General features: G+C 67.5%; 15 protein-coding genes and 1 pseudogene. 12 read left to right on the plus strand and 4 right to left on the minus strand.

Annotated features, from left to right (window positions below; all coding sequences use genetic code 11):
* The first annotated feature begins 49 nt into the window (after positions 1 to 49).
* The 9 genes from ACOMG5_RS04435 to phoB all read left to right on the plus strand — a co-directional run bounded on the left by ACOMG5_RS04435 (position 50) and on the right by phoB (position 10,115).
* Positions 50 to 1,570, plus strand: coding sequence for an aldehyde dehydrogenase (NADP(+)) (locus ACOMG5_RS04435; RefSeq protein WP_420342578.1), 1,521 nt, complete (start codon positions 50 to 52; stop codon positions 1,568 to 1,570).
* Positions 1,558 to 2,805 (plus strand): NAD(P)/FAD-dependent oxidoreductase, encoded by a 1,248-nt coding sequence (locus tag ACOMG5_RS04440; protein ID WP_420342579.1) that lies wholly within the window; start codon positions 1,558 to 1,560, stop codon positions 2,803 to 2,805. Before ACOMG5_RS04435 ends, ACOMG5_RS04440 begins: the two co-directional genes overlap by 13 nt.
* Before the next feature lies 1 nt (position 2,806).
* Positions 2,807 to 3,808, plus strand: coding sequence for a 4-hydroxyproline epimerase (locus ACOMG5_RS04445; protein WP_420342580.1), 1,002 nt, complete (start codon positions 2,807 to 2,809; stop codon positions 3,806 to 3,808).
* A gap of 177 nt (positions 3,809 to 3,985) precedes the next feature.
* Positions 3,986 to 5,041, plus strand: a complete 1,056-nt coding sequence (locus tag ACOMG5_RS04450; protein WP_420342581.1) for a PstS family phosphate ABC transporter substrate-binding protein — start codon at positions 3,986 to 3,988, stop codon at positions 5,039 to 5,041.
* Positions 5,042 to 5,096: 55 nt separating this feature from the next.
* Positions 5,097 to 6,557, plus strand: a complete 1,461-nt coding sequence (gene pstC, locus ACOMG5_RS04455; RefSeq protein ID WP_420342582.1) for a phosphate ABC transporter permease subunit PstC — start codon at positions 5,097 to 5,099, stop codon at positions 6,555 to 6,557.
* On the plus strand, positions 6,554 to 7,888 hold the full coding sequence (pstA, locus tag ACOMG5_RS04460; RefSeq protein ID WP_420342583.1) for a phosphate ABC transporter permease PstA: 1,335 nt from the start codon (positions 6,554 to 6,556) through the stop codon (positions 7,886 to 7,888). Before pstC ends, pstA begins: the two co-directional genes overlap by 4 nt.
* Before the next feature lie 11 nt (positions 7,889 to 7,899).
* Positions 7,900 to 8,697, plus strand: coding sequence for a phosphate ABC transporter ATP-binding protein PstB (pstB, locus tag ACOMG5_RS04465; protein ID WP_420342584.1), 798 nt, complete (start codon positions 7,900 to 7,902; stop codon positions 8,695 to 8,697).
* 11 nt (positions 8,698 to 8,708) lie between these two features.
* On the plus strand, positions 8,709 to 9,419 hold the full coding sequence (gene phoU, locus ACOMG5_RS04470; RefSeq protein ID WP_420342585.1) for a phosphate signaling complex protein PhoU: 711 nt from the start codon (positions 8,709 to 8,711) through the stop codon (positions 9,417 to 9,419).
* A gap of 3 nt (positions 9,420 to 9,422) precedes the next feature.
* Positions 9,423 to 10,115 carry a phosphate regulon transcriptional regulator PhoB gene (phoB, locus tag ACOMG5_RS04475; RefSeq protein WP_420342586.1) on the plus strand — a complete coding sequence of 231 codons (693 nt, stop codon included), beginning with the start codon at positions 9,423 to 9,425 and terminating at the stop codon, positions 10,113 to 10,115.
* On the opposite strand, the gene ACOMG5_RS04480 is transcribed toward phoB, so the two are convergent.
* Positions 10,100 to 10,987, minus strand: a complete 888-nt coding sequence (locus ACOMG5_RS04480) for a PfkB family carbohydrate kinase (RefSeq protein WP_420342587.1) — start codon at positions 10,985 to 10,987, stop codon at positions 10,100 to 10,102. The genes phoB and ACOMG5_RS04480 overlap by 16 nt on opposite strands.
* The gene (locus tag ACOMG5_RS04485; protein WP_420342588.1) at positions 10,984 to 13,254 is read right to left on the minus strand and encodes an NADP-dependent malic enzyme; all 2,271 of its coding nucleotides are present in this window, start codon (positions 13,252 to 13,254) and stop codon (positions 10,984 to 10,986) included. The genes ACOMG5_RS04480 and ACOMG5_RS04485 overlap by 4 nt, the downstream gene beginning before the upstream one ends.
* A 108-nt stretch (positions 13,255 to 13,362) precedes the next feature.
* On the opposite strand from ACOMG5_RS04485, the gene mutS reads away from it, so the two are divergent.
* Positions 13,363 to 15,996 carry a DNA mismatch repair protein MutS gene (gene mutS / locus ACOMG5_RS04490; RefSeq protein WP_420342589.1) on the plus strand — a complete coding sequence of 878 codons (2,634 nt, stop codon included), beginning with the start codon at positions 13,363 to 13,365 and terminating at the stop codon, positions 15,994 to 15,996.
* Between the two features lie 12 nt (positions 15,997 to 16,008).
* On the opposite strand, the gene ACOMG5_RS04495 is transcribed toward mutS, so the two are convergent.
* The gene (locus tag ACOMG5_RS04495) at positions 16,009 to 16,542 is read right to left on the minus strand and encodes a nucleotide exchange factor GrpE (protein ID WP_420342590.1); all 534 of its coding nucleotides are present in this window, start codon (positions 16,540 to 16,542) and stop codon (positions 16,009 to 16,011) included.
* Positions 16,543 to 16,546: 4 nt separating this feature from the next.
* A complete protein-coding gene (gene hrcA / locus ACOMG5_RS04500) occupies positions 16,547 to 17,617 on the minus strand; it encodes a heat-inducible transcriptional repressor HrcA (protein WP_420342591.1) in 1,071 nt (356 codons plus the stop codon).
* Positions 17,618 to 17,720: 103 nt separating this feature from the next.
* Here hrcA and rph point away from each other — a divergent pair, with 103 nt between their 5' ends.
* Positions 17,721 to 18,434, plus strand: coding sequence for a ribonuclease PH (rph, locus tag ACOMG5_RS04505; protein WP_420342592.1), 714 nt, complete (start codon positions 17,721 to 17,723; stop codon positions 18,432 to 18,434).
* A pseudogene (gene rdgB / locus ACOMG5_RS04510) lies at positions 18,431 to 19,018 on the plus strand (RdgB/HAM1 family non-canonical purine NTP pyrophosphatase); the annotation flags it as partial. The gene rph and the pseudogene rdgB, both read left to right, overlap by 4 nt.
* Positions 19,019 to 19,021 lie beyond the last annotated feature (3 nt).

The following is a 19,021-nucleotide window of genomic DNA, read 5'->3' on the forward strand; positions in this document are numbered from 1 at the left end:
ACCTATGATGCCTGCGCCGGAGCGAACCGGCGCAATCGGGGACGGTAAAATGGGCTATAAACCGCATGGCAGGCATCTGATCGCGGGGGCATGGGTCGCCTCGGACACGAGCTTCCCCTCCGCCCCGTCGAGCGGCCCAGCCCATACATTCTGCGAGGCCACCCCCGCACAGGTCGCGCAGGCCTGCGCTGCGGCGGAAGAGGCGTTCTGGCCCTGGAGCCAAACGCCCCGCGCCGCCCGCGCGGCCTTCCTGCGCGCGGTGACCGAAGAGATCGAGGCCCGCGGCGCCGAAATCACCGAAATCGCCCATCAGGAATCCGGCCTGCCCGCCGCGCGGCTGGAGGGCGAGCGCGGCCGCACCACCGGCCAGCTCCGCCTTTTTGCCGATGTGATCGAAAGCCCGGACTATCTGGATCGGCGCACCGATCCGGCCCTGCCCGCGCGCCAACCACTGCCCCGCCCCGAGATCCGGCTGCTGCAGCAGCCCGTGGGCCCGGTGGCGGTGTTTGGCGCGTCGAACTTCCCGTTGGCGTTTTCCGTGGCGGGCGGGGATACGGCCTCGGCGCTGGCCGCCGGCTGCCCGGTGGTGGTGAAGGGCCATCCGGCGCATCCCGGCACATCGGAACTCGTGGCGGAGGCCTTCCGCGCCGCGATCCTGCGCTGCGGCGTGGCGCCGGGCGTGTTTGCGCTGATCCAGGGATCGGGGCATGGGCTCGGCGCGGCGCTGGTCTGCGATCCGTGGATCAAGGCGGTGGGCTTCACCGGCTCGCTGGCCGGCGGCCGCGCGCTCTTCGACCTCTGCGCCCGGCGGCCGGAGCCGATCCCGTTCTTCGGCGAACTGGGCGCGGTGAACCCGATGTTCCTGCTGCCCCATGCGCTGACCAGCCGCGCCGAGGCCCTGGGCGGCGGCTGGGCCGCATCGCTCACCGCAGGCGCCGGGCAGTTCTGCACCAATCCGGGCGTGGCCGTGGTGCCCGAGGGCGCCGATGGCGACCGCTTCGTGAATGCCGCGGTGGATGCGCTGGCCGGGGTCGGGGCGCAGGTGATGCTGACCGATGGCATCGCCGCGGCCTATCGCGCCGGCGTCGAACGGCTGGCCGCGCGCAATACCGTCCGCGCGCTCTATGCCGCCTCCTCGGAGGATCGCTGCGCGCGGCCCAACCTGTTCGAGACCACCGCCGCCGAATTCCTCTCAGACAGCGTGCTCGGGCACGAGATCTTCGGGCCGGTGGGCGTGGTGGTGCGCGCCAGCGCCGCGGAGATGGTCGCGCTCGCCCGCGGGTTGGAAGGCCAGCTGACCGCGACGCTGCACATGGAGCCCGAGGATATCGGCCTCGCCCGGCAGCTGCGCCCGGCGCTGGAGCGCAAGGCCGGGCGGCTCCTGGTGAACGGCTTCCCGACCGGGGTCGAGGTTGTCTCGGCCATGGTCCATGGCGGGCCCTACCCGGCCTCCACCAATTTCGGCGCCACATCGGTGGGCACCATGGCGATCCGGCGGTTCCTGCGCCCGGTCAGCTACCAGAACCTGCCCGAAGAGCTGCTGCCCGAGGATCTGCGATGCGCGATGTAATCGTCGTCGGCGCCGGGGTAGTGGGCCTGTCCTGCGCCATCGCGGCGCGGATGCGGGGGCTTTCCATCACGGTGATCGACCGCGAAGGCCCGGCGGCGGGCGCCTCGGCGGGCAATGCCGGGGCCTTCGCCTTCACCGATATATTCCCCCTCGCCTCCCCCGGGATCCTGAAGAAGGCGCCGAAATGGCTGCTGGATCCGCTCGGGCCGCTGACGATCCCGCCCGCCTATGCGCTTGGCATCGCGCCCTGGCTGTGGCGGTTCTGGCGGGCCTGCGCGCCGGGGCGGGTGGCGGCCTCGGTCGCGGCGCAAACCGCGATGATGGATCTGGCGAAGGCGGAGCTCGAGCCCTTCCTGAGCGCCACCGGCACCCTGCCGATGCTGCGCAAGGACGGCAATCTGGAGGTCTATGAAGGCGAGGCGCAATTCCGCGCCGCACAGCCCGGATGGGAGGCGCGCGCCCGCCACGGAATAACCTTCCGCCACATGAGCGCCGCCGAGATGGCCGCGGTGCAGCCCGGCCTCGCGCCGCGCTTCACCCATGGCACCTTCACCCCGGGCTGGTACTCCATCGCCGATCCGCGGCTCTATACGCTGGCGCTGGCGGAGCATTTCCGCGCGATCGGCGGCGAGATCGTGATCGCCGATGTGGCGGCGCTGCTGCCCGATGACGCGGGCGTCACCGTGGCGGGCCTGCGCGCGGGGCAGGTGGTACTGGCGGCGGGCGCGTTCTCGCACCGGATCGCGCGCAGCATCGGCGAGAAGATCCCGCTCGAGACCGAGCGCGGCTACAACACCACCCTGCCCCCCGGCGCCTTCGACCTGCGCTGCCAGGTGACGTTCGGCGGCCATGGCTTCGTCGTCACCCGGCTCAGCACCGGGATCCGGGTCGGCGGCGCGGTGGAGCTGGGCGGGCTCGATCTGCCGCCGAATTTCCGCCGCTCGGAGGCGATGCTGAAGAAGGCCGCCGCCTTCCTGCCCGGCCTGCGCACCGAAGGCGGCACGCAATGGATGGGCTTCCGCCCCTCGCTGCCCGACAGCCTGCCGGCACTGGGCCCCGCGCGCGCGAGCCGGCGCATCATCCATGCCTTCGGCAACGGCCATCTGGGCCTGACGCAGTCCCCCGGCATGGCCCGCGTCGTGGCCGACCTGCTGACCGGCCAGCGCCCGCCGATCGACATCACCCCCTTCTCTCCCCAGCGTTTTGATGCGGGCAGCGCCCCGCGGAGGTTCTGACATGGCGGTCCATACGTTCTCCTGTATCGACGGGCATACCTGCGGCAATCCGGTTCGGCTGGTCGCGGGCGGCGGGCCTCGGCTGGAGGGCGCCGACATGCTGGAGAAGCGCGCGCATTTCCTGCGCGAATTCGACTGGATCCGCACCGGGCTGATGTTCGAGCCGCGCGGGCATGACATGATGTCGGGCTCGATCCTCTATCCGCCGACCCGGCCCGATTGCGACGTGGCGGTACTGTTCATCGAAACCTCCGGCTGCCTGCCGATGTGCGGCCACGGCACCATCGGCACCATCACCATGGGCATCGAGAACGGGCTGATCACGCCGCGCGAACCGGGGCGGCTCTCGATCGATGCCCCTGCGGGCAAGGTCGATATCTCCTATGTGCAGGAGGGGCGCTTCGTCGAGGAGGTGCGGCTCACCAACGTGCCCGGCTTCCTCTATGCCGAAGGGCTGAGCGCCGAGGTGGAGGGCCTGGGCGAGATCGTGGTGGATGTGGCCTATGGCGGCAATTTCTATGCCATCGTCGAGCCGCAGAAGAACTTCCGCGACATGGTCGACCATACCGCGGGCGAGCTGATCGGCTGGTCGCCGAAGCTGCGCGCGGCGCTCAATGCGAAATACGAGTTCATCCACCCCGAGCATCCGGCGATCAACGGGCTGAGCCACATCCAGTGGACGGGCGCCCCCACTGTGCCCGGCGCGCATGCCCGCAATGCGGTGTTCTATGGCGACAAGGCCATCGACCGCAGCCCCTGCGGCACCGGCACCTCGGCGCGGATGGCGCAGCTGGCCGCGAAGGGCAAGCTCGCCGTGGGCGACGAATTCCATCACGAATCGATCATCGGCTCGATCTTCAAGGGCCGGGTCGAGGCGGCGGTTACCGTCGCCGGGCGCCCGGCGATCCTCCCTTCGGTGGCGGGCTGGGCGCGCATGACCGGCTACAACACGATTTTCATCGACGACCGCGACCCCTTCGCCCATGGCTTCGTGGTGAAATAACCGCCTGTTAACCTTTGCCCCGGCCTGTACACACCCCGCTCAGGCGGGGTGTTCTGTTTATCGGCAGACTTGCCCTGTCATGTAACTGTCATACAGTTTTTGCATAAGCGTCACCGACCGGGCCTAGGGAAACACCCGAGGCCACCCGGCCCGAAACTGTTCATTCAGGAGTGATCCATGCAACTCGTGAAACTCGGCGTCTCGGCGATCGCGCTCGTGGCCGTTACCGCCTCCGGCGCGCTGGCACGTGACCAGATCCAGACGGCCGGTTCCTCGACGGTCCTGCCCTACGCGACCATCGTCGCCGAAGCCTTCGGCGAGAACTTCGATTTCAAGACCCCGGTCGTCGAATCCGGCGGCTCGGGCGCGGGCCGCAAGAAGCTGTGCGAAGGCGTCGGCGAAAACACCATCGACATCGCCAACTCCTCGAGCCGGATCACCCAGAGCGACATCGACACCTGCAAGGCGAACGGCGTCAACGAGATCATGGAAGTCCGCTTCGGCTATGACGGCATCGTCTTCGCGAGCGACATCTCGGGCCCCGAATTCGCGCTGAAGCCCGCAGATATCTATGCCGCGATCGGCGGCCAGGTGGCACAGGACGGCAAGCTCGTCGCCAATGCCAGCAAGACCTGGAAAGACGTGAACGCAGCCCTGCCCGCGCAGGACCTGCTGCTGTTCATCCCGGGCACCAAGCACGGCACCCGCGAAGTGTTCGACACCAAGGTGATCGAGGCCGGCTGCAAGGCCACCGGCGCCTATGACCTGTTCAAGGCCGCCTCCGCCGGCGCCGACGACAAGGCCAAGGAAAAAGACGCGGTCAAGGCCTGCAACGACCTGCGCAAGGACGGTGTCTCGGTCGATATCGACGGCGACTATACCGAAACCCTCGCCCGGATCGCCGCGAACAAGAACGCCGTCGGCGTGTTCGGCCTGTCGTTCTATCAGAACAACACCGACAAGCTGCGCGTCGCCACCATCAACGGCGTGACCCCCTCGGTGGAAACCGTGGCCAAGGGTGAATACCCGGTCTCGCGCCCGCTCTACTTCTATGTGAAGAAGGCCCATATCGGCGTGATCCCGGGCCTGCAGGAATACATCGACTTCTTCGTCTCGGACGAGATCGCCGGCCCCGATGGCCCGCTGGCCGCCTACGGCCTGGTTCCGGATCCGGAGCTGGCCAAGACCCAGGAGGCGGTGAAGAACGACGTCGCCATGGGACCGCTGAACTGATACCCCGGGTGGCGCCTTCGGGCGCCACCTTTCCTTTTATTCTGCGGAAATCTCCATGAGCGTGGGCCTTCTTTCGCTGATCGTGATCGCGCTGGCGGTCGTCGGCTACCTGGCGGGGCGGCAGCTGGCCGTGTCCAAGGTGGCGGGCGATATTCGCCGGCTCCATTCACTTCCAAGTTATTACGGACAGACCGTTCTGCTGTTTGCCGCGGTGCCGGCGCTGCTGGTGCTGGCGGGCTGGCTGCTGCTGCAGCCGCTGCTGATCGACGCGCGCGTGACCTCGATGATCGCCCCCACCGACGTGCCCGATGGCTCCTCGGTCAGCCTGGTGATGAGCGACGTGCGCCGGATCGCCACCGGGCTCGATCAACTGCTCGCGCAGGGCAAGCTCGGCGAAGCCGACCTCGCCGCGATGAGCGCCGATGCGGGCTCCGTGCGCGGCCGCCTGGCCGAAGTGGGCGTGGCGCTCGGCTCGGATGTGAAGGCCTCGGTCTTTGCCGCGGCCAACACCTACCGCGAAATGGCCACCACCAGCCACACGCTGATGACCATCGTCGTCATCGCGCTGGCGCTGGCGGGGCTGGTGTTCGCGCTGTCGCGGATCCGGCCGGAGTTCCGCGCGCGCAACGTATCCGAGACCTTCGTGCGCTTCATGCTGATCGGGGCCTCGCTGGTCGCGATCATGACCACGGTGGGGATCGTGCTGTCGCTGGTGTTCGAGACGGTGCACTTCTTCCGCGTCTATCCGGCGGCCGATTTCTTCTTCAGCCTGAACTGGAACCCCAAGTTCGGCGGCGGCTCCGACCTCGGCATCTGGCCTCTGGTCTGGGGCACGCTCTACATCTCTCTGATCGCGCTTCTGGTCGCGGTGCCGGTGGGGATCTTCGCCGCGATCTACCTGTCGGAATATGCGTCGAAGAAGGTGCGCGCCTCGGCCAAGCCGCTGATCGAGATCCTGGCCGGGATCCCGACCATCGTCTACGGTCTGTTCGCGCTGATCACCGTGGGCCCGGCGCTGCGCGACTGGTTTGCCCAGCCGCTGGGGCTCGGCTCCTCCTCCAGCTCGGTGATGACCGCGGGCATCGTGATGGGCATCATGCTGATCCCCTTCGTCTCCTCGCTCTCGGATGACATCATCAACGCGGTGCCGCAATCGCTGCGCGACGGCTCCTATGGCCTCGGCGCGACGCAATCGGAAACCATCCGCCAGGTCGTGCTGCCGGCCGCGCTGCCCGGAATCGTGGGCGCGGTCCTGCTCGCGGCCTCGCGCGCGATCGGGGAAACCATGATCGTGGTGATGGGCGCGGGTGCCGCGGCGAAGATGTCGCTCAACCCGTTCGAAGCGATGACCACAGTGACGGTGAAGATCGTCAGCCAGCTCACCGGCGATACCGAATTCGCCTCGCCGGAAACGCTGGTCGCCTTCGCGCTCGGGCTCACGCTGTTCGTCTTCACCCTCGGCCTGAACATCCTCGCGCTCTACATCGTGCGCAAATACCGGGAGCAGTACGAATGACTGCCGAAGCCACAAACATTCCGCCCTCGCTCTACAAGACCGACGCGCGCACCCGCCGCCGCAACGCGGCCGAGGCCCGGTTCCGCTACTATGGCATGGCCGCCGTGGGCTTCGGCGTGCTGGCGCTGGTGGTGCTCCTGGCCTCCGTGCTGGGCTCGGGGCTGAGCTCGTTCTTCCAGACCCGGATGACGATGCAGGTCACGCTCGATGCGGCGCAGCTCGACAAGGCCGGCACCCGCGACCCGGCAACGCTCGCCAAGGTCACCACGCTGACCTACGGCAAGCTGCTCGATCAGGCGCTGGTGGCCGAAGTGAAGGAAAAGGGCCTCGCCCCCGCGGGCATGTCCGACAAGGACATCGCGGGCCTGCTCTCGAAGGAAGCCCCGGCGCAGCTGCGCGCCGTGGTGCTGGCCGATCCGTCGCTGATCGGGACGACGATCAGCTTCGATGCGCTCGCAGGCGGGCGGATCGACGGCTTCTTCAAGGGCCGGGTGACGATGGAGAGCGCCGCGCTCGACAGCAACGTCACCCCCGACCAGCTCCGCCTCGCGCAGGCCATGCGCGACCAAGGCCTGATCGCCCAGCCCTTCAACTGGGACTTCATCTCCGCGCCCGATGCCTCCGAAGTGCGCCCCGAAGCCGCGGGCCTCGGCGTCGCGATCCTCGGCTCGCTCTACATGATGCTGATCGTGCTGGTGCTGGCGCTGCCGATCGGGGTCGCGGCCTCGATCTACCTGGAGGAATTCGCGCCTAAGAACTGGTTCACCGACCTGATCGAGGTGAATATCGCGAACCTCGCCGCGGTGCCCTCCATCGTCTACGGGATCCTCGGCCTAGCGGTGTTCATCAACTTCGGCGGCCTGCCGCAAAGCTCGCCCATCGTCGGCGGCCTCGTGCTCACGCTGATGACCCTGCCCACGATCATCATCGCCACCCGCGCCTCGCTGAAGGCGGTGCCGCCCTCGATCAAGGACGCTGCCCTCGGCATCGGTGCATCAAAAACGCAGATGGTGTTCCACCACGTCCTGCCGCTGGCGATGCCCGGGATCATGACCGGCACCATCATCGGCATGGCGCATGCGCTCGGCGAAACCGCGCCGCTGCTGCTGATCGGGATGGTGGCCTTCGTGCGCGATTACCCGGCTGCCCCGCCCGAGGGCTTCTTCGATCCCGCATCGGCGCTGCCGGTACAGGTCTACAACTTCACCCGGCGGGCCGATCCCGCCTATCTCGAGCGCGCGTCCGGTGCCATCATCGTCCTGCTGGTCTTCCTGCTGGCGATGAACATCATCGCGGTGCTGCTGCGCCGCAAGTTCGAACGCCGCTGGTAAGGATGACGATCATGAACGACATGAGACTGACGGAGAGAGTCGTGGACGCCACCAAGATCAAGATCGCGGCGCGCGGGGCGCAGGTCTATTACGGCACCACCCATGCCCTGAAGGACGTCAATATCGACGTGCTGGACAAGACGGTCACCGCCTTCATCGGCCCGTCGGGCTGCGGCAAGTCCACCTTCCTGCGCTGCCTGAACCGGATGAACGACACCATCGCCTCGTGCCGGGTCGAGGGCGAGATCCTGCTGGATGGCGAGAACATCTACGACAAGAAGGTCGATCCGGTGCAGCTGCGCGCCCGGGTGGGCATGGTGTTCCAGAAGCCGAACCCGTTCCCGAAATCCATCTATGACAACGTGTCCTACGGGCCCAAGATCCACGGGCTGGTGCGCAACAAGGCCGAGCTCGACGAGGTCGTCGAGAGCTCGCTGCGCAAGGCGGCGCTGTGGAACGAGGTGAAGGACCGCCTGGATGCACCGGGCACCGGCCTTTCGGGCGGGCAGCAGCAGCGCCTGTGCATCGCCCGCGCCGTCGCCACCTCGCCCGAGGTTCTGCTGATGGACGAGCCCTGCTCGGCGCTCGACCCGATCGCCACGGCGCAGGTCGAGGAGCTGATCGACGAGCTGCGCGCCAATTTCTCGGTGGTGATCGTGACCCACTCCATGCAGCAGGCCGCGCGGGTGAGCCAGAAGACCGCCTTCTTCCACCTCGGCAATCTGGTGGAATTCGGCGAGACCGCGCAGATCTTCACCAAGCCCTCGGATCCGCGGACCGAAAGCTACATCACCGGCCGGATCGGCTGAGGGAGAACCGAATGTCCCAACACATCCTTTCCGCATTCGACAGAGACCTGGAGACGGTCCAGGCGCTGGTCGTGAAGATGGGCGGCCTGGTCGAGGCGCAGATCGTCGATGCGGCGACCGCGCTCGAGACCCGCGACGAGGAGCTGGCGCAATCTGTGCGCAAGCGCGACAAGGCCGTCGATGCCCTGGAAGAGCAGATCAATGCCGAAGCCGCACGGCTGATCGCCCTGCGCGCGCCCGCGGCCTCCGATCTGCGGGTGGCGCTGTCGGTGATCAAGATCTCCGGCAATCTGGAGCGCGTGGGCGATTATTCGAAGAATATCGCGAAGCGCACCCAGGTGCTCTTGCAGATGCCCACCGTCAGCGCCTCCACCGGCGCGATCCGGCGCATGGCGCAGGCCGTCGAGAGCATGCTCAAGGATGCGATCGACAGCTACATCCAGCGCGATGCGACGCTGGCCGCCGATGTGCGCGCCCGCGACATCGAGATCGACCAGATGTACAACGCCCTGTTCCGCGAATTCCTGACCTACATGCTGGAAGACCCGCGCAACATCACCGCCTGCATGCACCTGCATTTCATTGCGAAGAACATCGAGCGGATGGGCGACCTCGCGACCTCGATCGCCGAACAGGTGATCTATCTCGTCACCGGCGAAATGCCCGACGACGAGCGGCCGAAATCCGAGAGCGTGACCGCGTTCGACAAGGTGGGGGACTGACGCATGAGCCCCGCCCAACAGCCCTGCGTGCTGGTGGTCGAGGATGAATCGGCCCAGCGCGAAGTCCTGCAATACAACCTGGAGGCAGAAGGCTTCCGGGTTGCAATGGCGGTGAACGGCGATGACGCGCTGCTGATGGTTCGGGAGGAAAAGCCCGACCTGATCGTTCTGGACTGGATGCTGCCCAATGTCTCCGGCATCGAGATCTGCCGCCGGGTGAAGGCCAATCCGGAGACCCGCGCGATCCCGATCATCATGCTCTCGGCCCGCTCCGAAGAAGCCGACCGCGTGCGCGGCCTCGAAACCGGCGCCGATGATTATGTGGTGAAGCCCTATTCGGTGGTGGAGCTGATGGCGCGCCTGCGTACGCAGCTGCGCCGGACCCGCCCCGCCACCATGGGCGAGCGGCTGGTCTATGAGGACATCATCCTCGATGCCGGCGAACACCGCGTGTTCCGCGATGGCCAGCAGCTGAAGCTCGGCCCGACCGAATTCCGCCTGCTCTCCACCCTGATGGAGAAGCCGGGCCGGGTCTGGACCCGGGACCAGCTGCTCGACCGCGTCTGGGGCCGCGACATCTATGTGGACACGCGCACGATCGACGTGCATGTGGGCCGGCTGCGCAAGGCGCTGATGGTCCATGGCGGCGTGGACCCGGTCCGCACCGTGCGCGGCACCGGCTATTCGCTGGGCTGATCCGCGAGGAACGCATCGACCGCATCGCGGGCGGGAATGGCATCGGCCGCCCCTGCCCGCGTCACCTTCCGCGCCGCCGCGGCCGCCGCGCGGCGCGTCGCGGCCGGGGGCTCCAGCCCCTGCGACAGCCCCGCGATCAGATAGCCCGCGAACGTATCCCCCGCCCCGGTCGTATCCACCGGGATGACGGGGAAAGCCGGGGTCTCATGCGCAAGACCCGCGCCCAGATCGTGCCAGACCGCGCCGCGGGCCCCCAGCGTCACCACCAGATGCGGCACCGGCAGGTCTTTCAGCGCAACACCCATCTCGGCGCAAAGCTGCGCGGCCTCGACCTCGTTCACGATCAGCAGCGTGACATGGGGCAGGACCGCACGCACCGCCGCCGCCTCGAACGGCGCCGCCGAATAGGCGACGGAGAGGCCCTGCGCATGGGCAGCAGCCGCGGCCTCGGCCTGGGCCGAGGTCTCGTTCTGGGTGATGAACCAGTCTCCGGCCTGGGCCGCGGCCAGCGCCTGCACCACCCGCGGCGCCGCAATGGCCCGGTTCGCGCCCGGGTAGATCAGGATCGCATTCTCACCCGCGGCATCGACCTCGATGATCGCATGGCCCGAGGCCATGGCGAGCTCCGCCACCGCGCTGCACTCGACGCCGAACTCCGCCAACCGCTCCGCCATCCAGCGGCCATCGACGCCGATGGCGCCGATATGGCGCACCTGCGCCCCGGCCAGAGCGAGCGCAACCGACTGGTTCGCGCCCTTGCCGCCCAGGCCCACCGCATAGTCCTGCGCGGCCAGGGTTTCGCCCGGACGCGGCAGATGCGGCAGCCGGTAGACGTGATCGGCGTTGATGGAGCCAAGGTTCCAGACGGTCATGCCTTGCGCTGCCCCAAGCGGCAGGCCGCGATCGCCGCCATGTTCAGGATGTCGTTCACGGTGGCGACGGTGGAGCAGATCTGGATCGGATCGGCCGCGCCAATCAGGATCGGGCCGATCACGGTAGCCCCGGCCATTTCCTGCATCAGCTTGGTGGAGATCGAGGCCGAATGCCGCGCCGGCACCACCAGCACATTCGCAGGCCCGGTCAGGCGGCAGAACGGATAGTGCTTCATCTGCTCCATGTTCAGCGCCACATCGACGGTCATTTCGCCATCATATTCGAAATCGACGCCACGCCCATCGAGCACCTCGGCCGCCAGATGCATTTTCGTCGCGCGCTCCGAGACCGGATAGCCGAAGGTGGAGAAGGAGGCGAAGGCTACCCGCGGCTCCAGCCCGAGGCCGCGCGCCACCGTAGCCCCGGCGACGGCGATATTCGCCAGATCCTCGGGCTCGGGCCATTCATGCACCAGCGTATCGCCGATAAGGACCACGCGGCCCTTGTGCAGCACCGCGGTGATGCCCACCGCCCCGTCCGAGGGCTTCACGTCATAGACCTTGCTGATCCGCTCCAGGATATGCGCGGATTTGCGCGTGGCCCCGGTGACCATCCCGTCGCCATGGCCGTGCTCCAGCATCAGCGCCGAGAACACATGGCGGTCGCGCGTGGTCAGCTTGTGCACGTCCTCACGGTCATAGCCCTGCCGCTGCAGGCGGGCATAGAGGAATTCCTTGTAGGTATCGATATGCTTCGAATTCAGGGAGTTGACCACCGTCAGCTCGCGGTAGGCATCGCCGAGGCCGGCGGATTCGAGCTTCTCGCGCACATCGCTCTCGCGGCCCACGACCAGCGCCTGGCCCATGCCGCCGCGCTGATAGGCCACCGCCGCGCGCAGCACGCGCACATCGTCGCCCTCGGCGAAGATCATCCGCGCCTGCGCCTGCCGCGCCCGCGCCTGGATCCCCTGCAGGATCGAGGCGGTCGGATCCATCCGCGCCTTCAGGCTGTGGGCATAGGCCTCCATATCGATGATCGGGCGCCGCGCGACGCCGGTGTCCATCCCTGCCTTCGCCACCGCAGGCGGGATCACATGGATCAGCCGCGGGTCAAACGGGGTCGGGATGATATAGTCGCGCCCGAAGGTCAGCTTGCGGCCATAGGCCATGGCGACCTCATCGGGCACGTCTTCGCGGGCGAGCTGCGCCAGCGCATTGGCGCAGGCGATCTTCATCTCCTCGTTGATCGCGCGGGCGTTCACATCCAGCGCGCCGCGGAACAGATAGGGGAAGCACAGCACATTGTTCACCTGGTTCGGATAATCCGACCGGCCGGTGGCGACGATGGCATCGGGGCGCACGGCATGCGCCTCCTCCGGGGTGATCTCCGGATCCGGGTTCGCCATGGCGAAGATCACCGGATTGTCGGCCATGGAGGCGACCATCTCCGGCGTCACCGCGCCCTTGGCCGAAACGCCGAGGAACACATCCGCGCCCTTCATCGCATCTTCGAGGCTGCGCGCATCCGTCTGCGCGGCATGGGCGGATTTCCACTGGTTCATGCCCTCGGTGCGGCCCTTGTAGATCACGCCCTTGGTATCGCACATGATGCAATTGTCATGGCGCGCGCCCATCGCCTTGATCAGCTCGAGGCAGGCGATCCCGGCCGCCCCCGCGCCGTTCAGCACGATGCGCACATCCTCGATCCGCTTGCCGGAGATTTCGAGCGCATTGAGCAGCCCGGCCGCGCAGATCACCGCGGTGCCGTGCTGATCGTCGTGGAACACCGGAATATCGCAGATTTCCTTCAGGCGGCTTTCGATGATGAAGCACTCGGGCGCCTTGATGTCTTCGAGGTTGATCCCCCCGAAGGTCGGCGACATCAGCTTCACCGCCTTGATGATCTCGTCCGGGTCCTCGGTATCGAGCTCGATGTCGATGGCGTTCACATCGGCGAAGCGCTTGAACAGCACCGCCTTGCCCTCCATCACCGGCTTTGACGCCAGCGCGCCGAGGTTGCCGAGGCCGAGGATCGCCGTGCCGTTCGACACCACCGCGACCATGTTGCCCTTGACCGTGTAATCATAGGCGGTTTCGGGCCGCTCCGCGATCGCCTCCACCGGCACGGCGACGCCCGGGCTGTAGGCCAGGCTCAGGTCGCGCTGCGTGGTCATCGGCTTCGACGCGGTGATGTCGTATTTGCCGGGCTTCGGATCGAGGTGATAGGCCAGCGCCTCTTCGGCGGTGACGCGGTTTTTCGTGGACATGGGCTTCCTCCGGGTTGCGCCAGTCTTAGCGTTCCGCCGGGCGGGCCTCAATGGATTTGCAGCTGGGGGTGGCCTTTTGTAGGGTCGCGCCAAACACGGGAGACGCGAATGAACGAGCCGCAGGTCACGCCGATGATGGCGCAATATCTGGCGATCAAGGAGGCGAACCCGGGCGCGCTGCTGTTCTACCGGATGGGCGACTTCTACGAGATGTTCTTCGAAGATGCCGTGGCGGCTTCGGCGGCGCTCGACATTGCGCTGACGAAACGCGGCCAGCATCTGGGCGCGGATATCCAGATGTGCGGCGTGCCGATCCACGCGGCCGAGGGCTACCTGCTGACGCTGATCCGCAAGGGCTTCCGCGTGGCCATTGCCGAGCAGATGGAGGACCCGACGGAGGCGAAGAAGCGCGGCTCCAAATCGGTGGTGAAGCGCGATGTGGTGCGGCTGGTCACGCCCGGCACGCTGACCGAAGACAGCCTGCTGGAGGCGCGGCGCAACAATTTCCTGGCGGCCTGGGCGGAGGTGCAGGGTGAGGGCGCGCTGGCCTGGGTGGATATCTCCACCGGCGAATTCCGGGTGATGCCCTGTGGGCTGGCGCGGCTCGGGCCGGAGCTGGCGCGGCTAGCGCCGCGGGAGGTGCTGGTGCATGAGGCGCGCGAGGCGGAGTGTGCGCCGATCGCGGCCGACATGCGCGCCGCGCTGACGCCGCTGCCGCGGGCGAGCTTCGATAGCCATGGCGCGGAGCAGCGCCTGCTCGGGCTTTATGCGGTGGGCTCGCTCGATGCCTTTGGCAGCTTCGCGCGCGCCGATGTCTCGGCTATGGGGGCCATCGTCGATTATCTGGATCTGACGCAGCGGGGCAAGCTGCCGCTCCTGCGCCGCCCGGTACGCGAGGAGGCGGGCAGCCTGATGCAGATCGACGCCGCCACCCGGCGCAATTTGGAGCTGACGCAGGCGCTCTCGGGCGGGCGCGAGGGCTCGCTTCTTGCGGCGATAGACCGGACGGTGACGGCGGGTGGCGCGCGGCTGCTGGAGCGGCGGATCGCGGCGCCCTCGCGCGACCTCGCGCAGATCCACGCGCGCCATGAAGCGGTGCGTTTCCTGCTGGAACAGAGCCGTTTTTCAGAGGATCTGCGCGCCGATCTGCGCCGCGCGCCGGATATGGACCGGGCGCTGAGCCGGCTCGCACTGGACCGCGGCGGCCCGCGCGACATGGTGGCGATCCGCGCAGCACTTGGCCAGGCCGGGCGCATCGCCGCAGCCTTCGGCGGCAGTGACGCCCCCGACCTGCTGAAGCAAGCGGCGCGCGCGCTCCTCGGGCATGAGGCGCTGGTGGCGCTGCTGGAGGCGGCGCTGGTGGCGGAGCCGCCGCTCCTGATGCGCGATGGCGGCTTCATCGCGCCCGGCCATGAGGCCGAGCTCGACGAGACGCGCCGCCTGCGCGACGAGGGCCGCGGGGTAATTGCGCGGATGCAGGCGGAGTTCATCGCGGAAACCGGCATCGCTTCGCTGAAGATCAAGCACAACAACGTGCTGGGCTATTTCATCGAGACCACCACCACCCATGCCGAGAAGATGATGGGATCGCCCCGGTTCATCCACCGGCAGACGACGGCGAACCAGGTCCGGTTCACCACGGTGGAGCTGAGCGCGCTGGAGACCCGGATCCTGAATGCGGGCGCGCATGCGCTGGAGATTGAAAAACGTCTCTATGACGGCCTGAAAGCCGCGATTCTGGCGCAGGCGGGCCCTATTGGCGAGGCCGCGCGCGCCCTGGCGGAGATCGACCTCGCGGCGGCATTCGCCGACCTCGCGGCGGGCGAGGACTGGGTGGAGCCGCTCGTCGATGAAAGCCGCGCCTTCGCGATCGAGGCCGGGCGGCATCCGGTGGTGGAGGCGGCGCTGAAGCGGCAGGGCGAGCCCTTCATCGCCAACGACTGCGGCCTGACCAGCGGCGCGACCCCGGCGATCTGGCTGCTGACGGGGCCGAACATGGCGGGCAAATCCACCTTCCTGCGGCAGAATGCGCTGATCGCGCTTTTGGCGCAGGCGGGCAGCTTCGTGCCGGCGCGGCGCGCCCATATCGGGCTGGTGAGCCAGCTGTTCTCCCGCGTGGGGGCGGCGGACGACCTTGCGCGTGGGCGTTCCACGTTCATGGTGGAAATGGTCGAGACGGCAGCGATCCTCAATCAGGCCGACGCGCGCGCGCTGGTGATCCTCGATGAGATCGGCCGCGGCACGGCGACCTATGACGGGCTGTCCATCGCCTGGGCGGTGATGGAACATCTCCATGCCACGAACCGCTGCCGCGCGCTCTTTGCCACGCATTACCACGAGATGACCGCGCTTTCGGCGAAGCTCGACGGGGTGGAGAATGCGACCGTTTCGGTGAAGGAGTGGGAGGGCGACGTCATCTTCCTGCACGAGGTCCGCAAGGGCGCGGCCGACCGCAGCTATGGCGTGCAGGTGGCGCGGCTGGCAGGCCTGCCCGACAGCGTGGTTGCGCGGGCGCGGGTGGTGCTGGATGCGCTGGAGAAGGGTGACCGCGAAAGCGGATCGAAGAAACAGATGGTGATCGACGATCTGCCGCTGTTTGCCGTGGCGCCGCCGCCGAAGCCCGCCGGATCTGCGGTGGAGGCGGAGCTGCGCGCGCTTTCGCCCGATGACATGAGCCCGCGCGAGGCGCTGGAGGCGCTCTATCGCCTGCGCGGCCTGCTGAAGGAAAAGGGCCGGGATTGACCCGGCCCGCCTTCACGATTTCGGGGTGGAGCTGACGCCCACTTTCGCCGGGCGCAGCAACCGGTCGTGCAGCAGGAAGCCGCTGTCCATCACCTGGATGATGTCGCCCGCCTGGGTGCCGGGCAGCGGCGCCTCGAACATGGCCTCATGGTGCTGCGGGTCGAATTTCTCGCCCACGGCGGGCAGGATCGCCACGATCCCGTGCCGCTTGAACACGTTCAGCAGTTCGCGCTGCGTCAGCTCCACACCCTCGAACAGCGCGGGCGCCGCGGCGCGGATTTCCTCATTCGCGGCATCCAGCGCGCGTTTGAGCGCGTCGAACACCGGCAGCATGTCGCGCGCGAGCTTGGAGCCGCCATATTGTTCGGCCTCGCGCCGGTCGCGGTCCGCGCGCTTGCGGGCGTTCTCGGCATCGGCGAGCGCGCGCATGAAGCGGTCCTTGAACTCGTCCCGCTCGGCGCGCAGCGCCTCCAGCTCGGATTCCTCGGCCAGCGGATCGTTCAGGTTCTCCTGATCCTCGAGCATCTCGTCTTTCTTCTCACTCATGGTCCTACCCTTTGGCCCTGCCGGACAGAATGCGCCCGACAAGTTGCGCCGTGTAATCCACGATCGGAACGATCCGGCCATAGTTGAGCCGTGTTGGCCCGATGACACCGATCGCCCCGATGATCTTGCGTTCCGCGTTCATATAGGGAGAGACGACGACAGAGGAACCCGAAAGTGAAAAAAGCTTGTTCTCGGAGCCGATAAAAATGCGCACACCGTCGCCCTGCTCGGCGAGATCGAGGAATTCGGCGATGTCGCGCTTGCGCTCCAGGTCGTCGAACAGGCTGCGGATGCGGTCGATATCGCCCGCGGTATCGAGCAGGTTCGACTGTCCGCGCACGATCAGCCGCTCGTAGGGCTGGCCGTGGTCGGCCCATTGCGCAAGGCCACTCTCCACCAGCGCAGCCGCGAGCGTGTCGATCTCCTGACGCCGCGCGGTGATCTCGGCCGACATCTGGCCGCGCAGCTCGCTCAGCGTGCGGCCTTCGGCAAGGGCATTGATGAAATTCGCGGCCTCGCGCATGGAGGAGGGCGTCTGCCCGGCGGGCGGCGTGAAAACCCGGTTTTCCACCTGGCCATCGGCGAAGACCAGCACCACCAGCGCCCGCTCTGGCCCGAGGCTCACGAATTCCACGTGGCGGATCGGTGCTTCATGCTTGGGCGCCAATACGATGCTGGCGCCATGGGTCAGGCCAGAGAGCGTACCGCTGACACGGTCGAGCAACGTGCCGATATCGGGCTCATGGCCGAGGGTCTGATCAAGCGCGAGGCGGTCGTTCGCATGGAGCGCGCTCACCTCCATGAATCCGTCGACGAACATCCGCAGGCCGAGCTGCGTCGGCACCCGCCCGGCCGAGATATGCGGGCTGCCGAGCAGGCCCATGTATTCGAGATCCTGCATCACGTTGCGGATCGTCGCGGCGGAGAGCTTCTCGCTCATCGTGCGCGTGAGCGAGCGCGAGCCCACCGGATCGCCCGTCTCCAGATAGCCTTCGACCACCCGGCGAAACACCTCGCGCGAGCGGTCGTTGAGCTCTGACAGAAGCCGCGTCTGATCGTCGTTCGGTATCGTCATGGATGCATTAAAGCCCAGCTGTCCGTCGGGTCAACGTGCTTCGGGGTTGCATCGCGCGGGGTTGGGCCTCAAATGAGGCAAACTCTAGGAAAGGACCTCTGTCATGCGCCCCTCCGGCCGGAATCTCAGCGATCTGCGCCCGATCTCGATCGAGACCGGGGTCACCAAACATGCCGAGGGCTCGTGCCTGATCAAGGTCGGCGGCACCCATGTGCTGTGCACCGCGACGCTGGAAGAAAAGGCGCCGCCCTTCCTGAAGGGGACCGGGCTCGGCTGGGTCACCGCGGAATATGGCATGCTGCCGCGCGCGACCCATTCGCGCACCCGGCGCGAGGCGGCAGCGGGCAAGCAATCCGGCCGCACGCAGGAGATCCAGCGCCTGATCGGGCGCTCGCTCCGCGCCGGGCTGGACCGCCCCGCGCTTGGCGAGCGGCAGATCGTCATCGACTGTGACGTGATCCAGGCCGATGGCGGCACCCGTTGCGCCTCCATCACCGGCGGCTGGGTGGCGCTGCGCCTTGCGGTGAACAAGCTCCTGAAGGCCGGGCTGATCACCTCCGACCCGCTGATTGACCATGTGGCGGCGATTTCCTGCGGCATCTATGCGGGCCAGGCGATTGCAGACCTTGATTACGCCGAAGACAGCGAGGCGGGCGTGGACGGCAATTTCATCATGACCGGGCGCGGCAAGCTGGTGGAAGTGCAGATGTCGGCCGAGGGCGCGACCTTCAGCCGCGATCAGATGAACCAGCTTCTGGACCTGGCCGAAGCCGGGATCGCGCAGCTGGTCGAAGCGCAGAAGGCAGCGCTGGCATGAGGAAATTCACCGGCCGCAAGCTGCTGTTTGCCACGCATAATGCGGGCAAGGTGGCTGAGATGCGCGCGCTGCTGGCGCCCTACGGGATCGAGGTCGTCAGCAACGCCGATTTCGGCCTGCCGGAGCCCGAGGAAACCGGCACCAGCTTTGTGGAGAATGCCCGGATCAAGGCCCATGCCGCGGCCCGGGCCACCGGCCTGCCCGCCCTGTCGGACGACAGCGGCATCGAGGTGGATGCGCTTGGCGGGGCGCCCGGCATTTATACCGCCGATTGGGCCGAAACGCCGAACGGACGCGATTTCGTTCAGGCGATGAGCCGCACCTGGGGGGAATGCGAGGCGGTATCGGCGCCCTTGCCCCGCGTGGCGCGGTTCCGCTCCACGCTGGTGCTGGCCTGGCCCGACGGGCATGACGAGGTATTTGACGGCAAGGTCGAGGGCCAGCTGGTCTGGCCGATGCGCGGGGTGGAGGGCCATGGCTATGACCCGATGTTCCAGCCCGACGGCTTCGCCATCACCTTCGGCGAAATGGACCCGGCCCAGAAGAACGAGATCAGCCATCGCGCCGATGCCTTCCGCAAGCTGACC

The organism is Paenirhodobacter sp., from assembly GCF_041916475.1.
In the GTDB taxonomy this organism is placed as follows: domain Bacteria; phylum Pseudomonadota; class Alphaproteobacteria; order Rhodobacterales; family Rhodobacteraceae; genus Rhodobacter.

Bases quoted from the DNA above. Each gene is read 5' to 3' on its own strand.
- ACOMG5_RS04445 (WP_420342580.1), top strand. From the start codon at position 2,807: ATGGCGGTCCATACGTTCTCCTGTATCGACGGGCATACCTGCGGCAAT.
- phoB (WP_420342586.1), top strand. From the start codon at position 9,423: ATGAGCCCCGCCCAACAGCCCTGCGTGCTGGTGGTCGAGGATGAATCG.
- ACOMG5_RS04440 (WP_420342579.1), top strand. From the start codon at position 1,558: ATGCGCGATGTAATCGTCGTCGGCGCCGGGGTAGTGGGCCTGTCCTGC.
- ACOMG5_RS04480 (WP_420342587.1), bottom strand. From the start codon at position 10,987: ATGACCGTCTGGAACCTTGGCTCCATCAACGCCGATCACGTCTACCGG.
- mutS (WP_420342589.1), top strand. From the start codon at position 13,363: ATGAACGAGCCGCAGGTCACGCCGATGATGGCGCAATATCTGGCGATC.
- rph (WP_420342592.1), top strand. From the start codon at position 17,721: ATGCGCCCCTCCGGCCGGAATCTCAGCGATCTGCGCCCGATCTCGATC.
- hrcA (WP_420342591.1), bottom strand. From the start codon at position 17,617: ATGACGATACCGAACGACGATCAGACGCGGCTTCTGTCAGAGCTCAAC.
- ACOMG5_RS04485 (WP_420342588.1), bottom strand. From the start codon at position 13,254: ATGTCCACGAAAAACCGCGTCACCGCCGAAGAGGCGCTGGCCTATCAC.
- ACOMG5_RS04495 (WP_420342590.1), bottom strand. From the start codon at position 16,542: ATGAGTGAGAAGAAAGACGAGATGCTCGAGGATCAGGAGAACCTGAAC.
- phoU (WP_420342585.1), top strand. From the start codon at position 8,709: ATGTCCCAACACATCCTTTCCGCATTCGACAGAGACCTGGAGACGGTC.
- pstC (WP_420342582.1), top strand. From the start codon at position 5,097: ATGAGCGTGGGCCTTCTTTCGCTGATCGTGATCGCGCTGGCGGTCGTC.
- pstB (WP_420342584.1), top strand. From the start codon at position 7,900: ATGAACGACATGAGACTGACGGAGAGAGTCGTGGACGCCACCAAGATC.
- ACOMG5_RS04450 (WP_420342581.1), top strand. From the start codon at position 3,986: ATGCAACTCGTGAAACTCGGCGTCTCGGCGATCGCGCTCGTGGCCGTT.
- ACOMG5_RS04435 (WP_420342578.1), top strand. From the start codon at position 50: ATGGGCTATAAACCGCATGGCAGGCATCTGATCGCGGGGGCATGGGTC.
- pstA (WP_420342583.1), top strand. From the start codon at position 6,554: ATGACTGCCGAAGCCACAAACATTCCGCCCTCGCTCTACAAGACCGAC.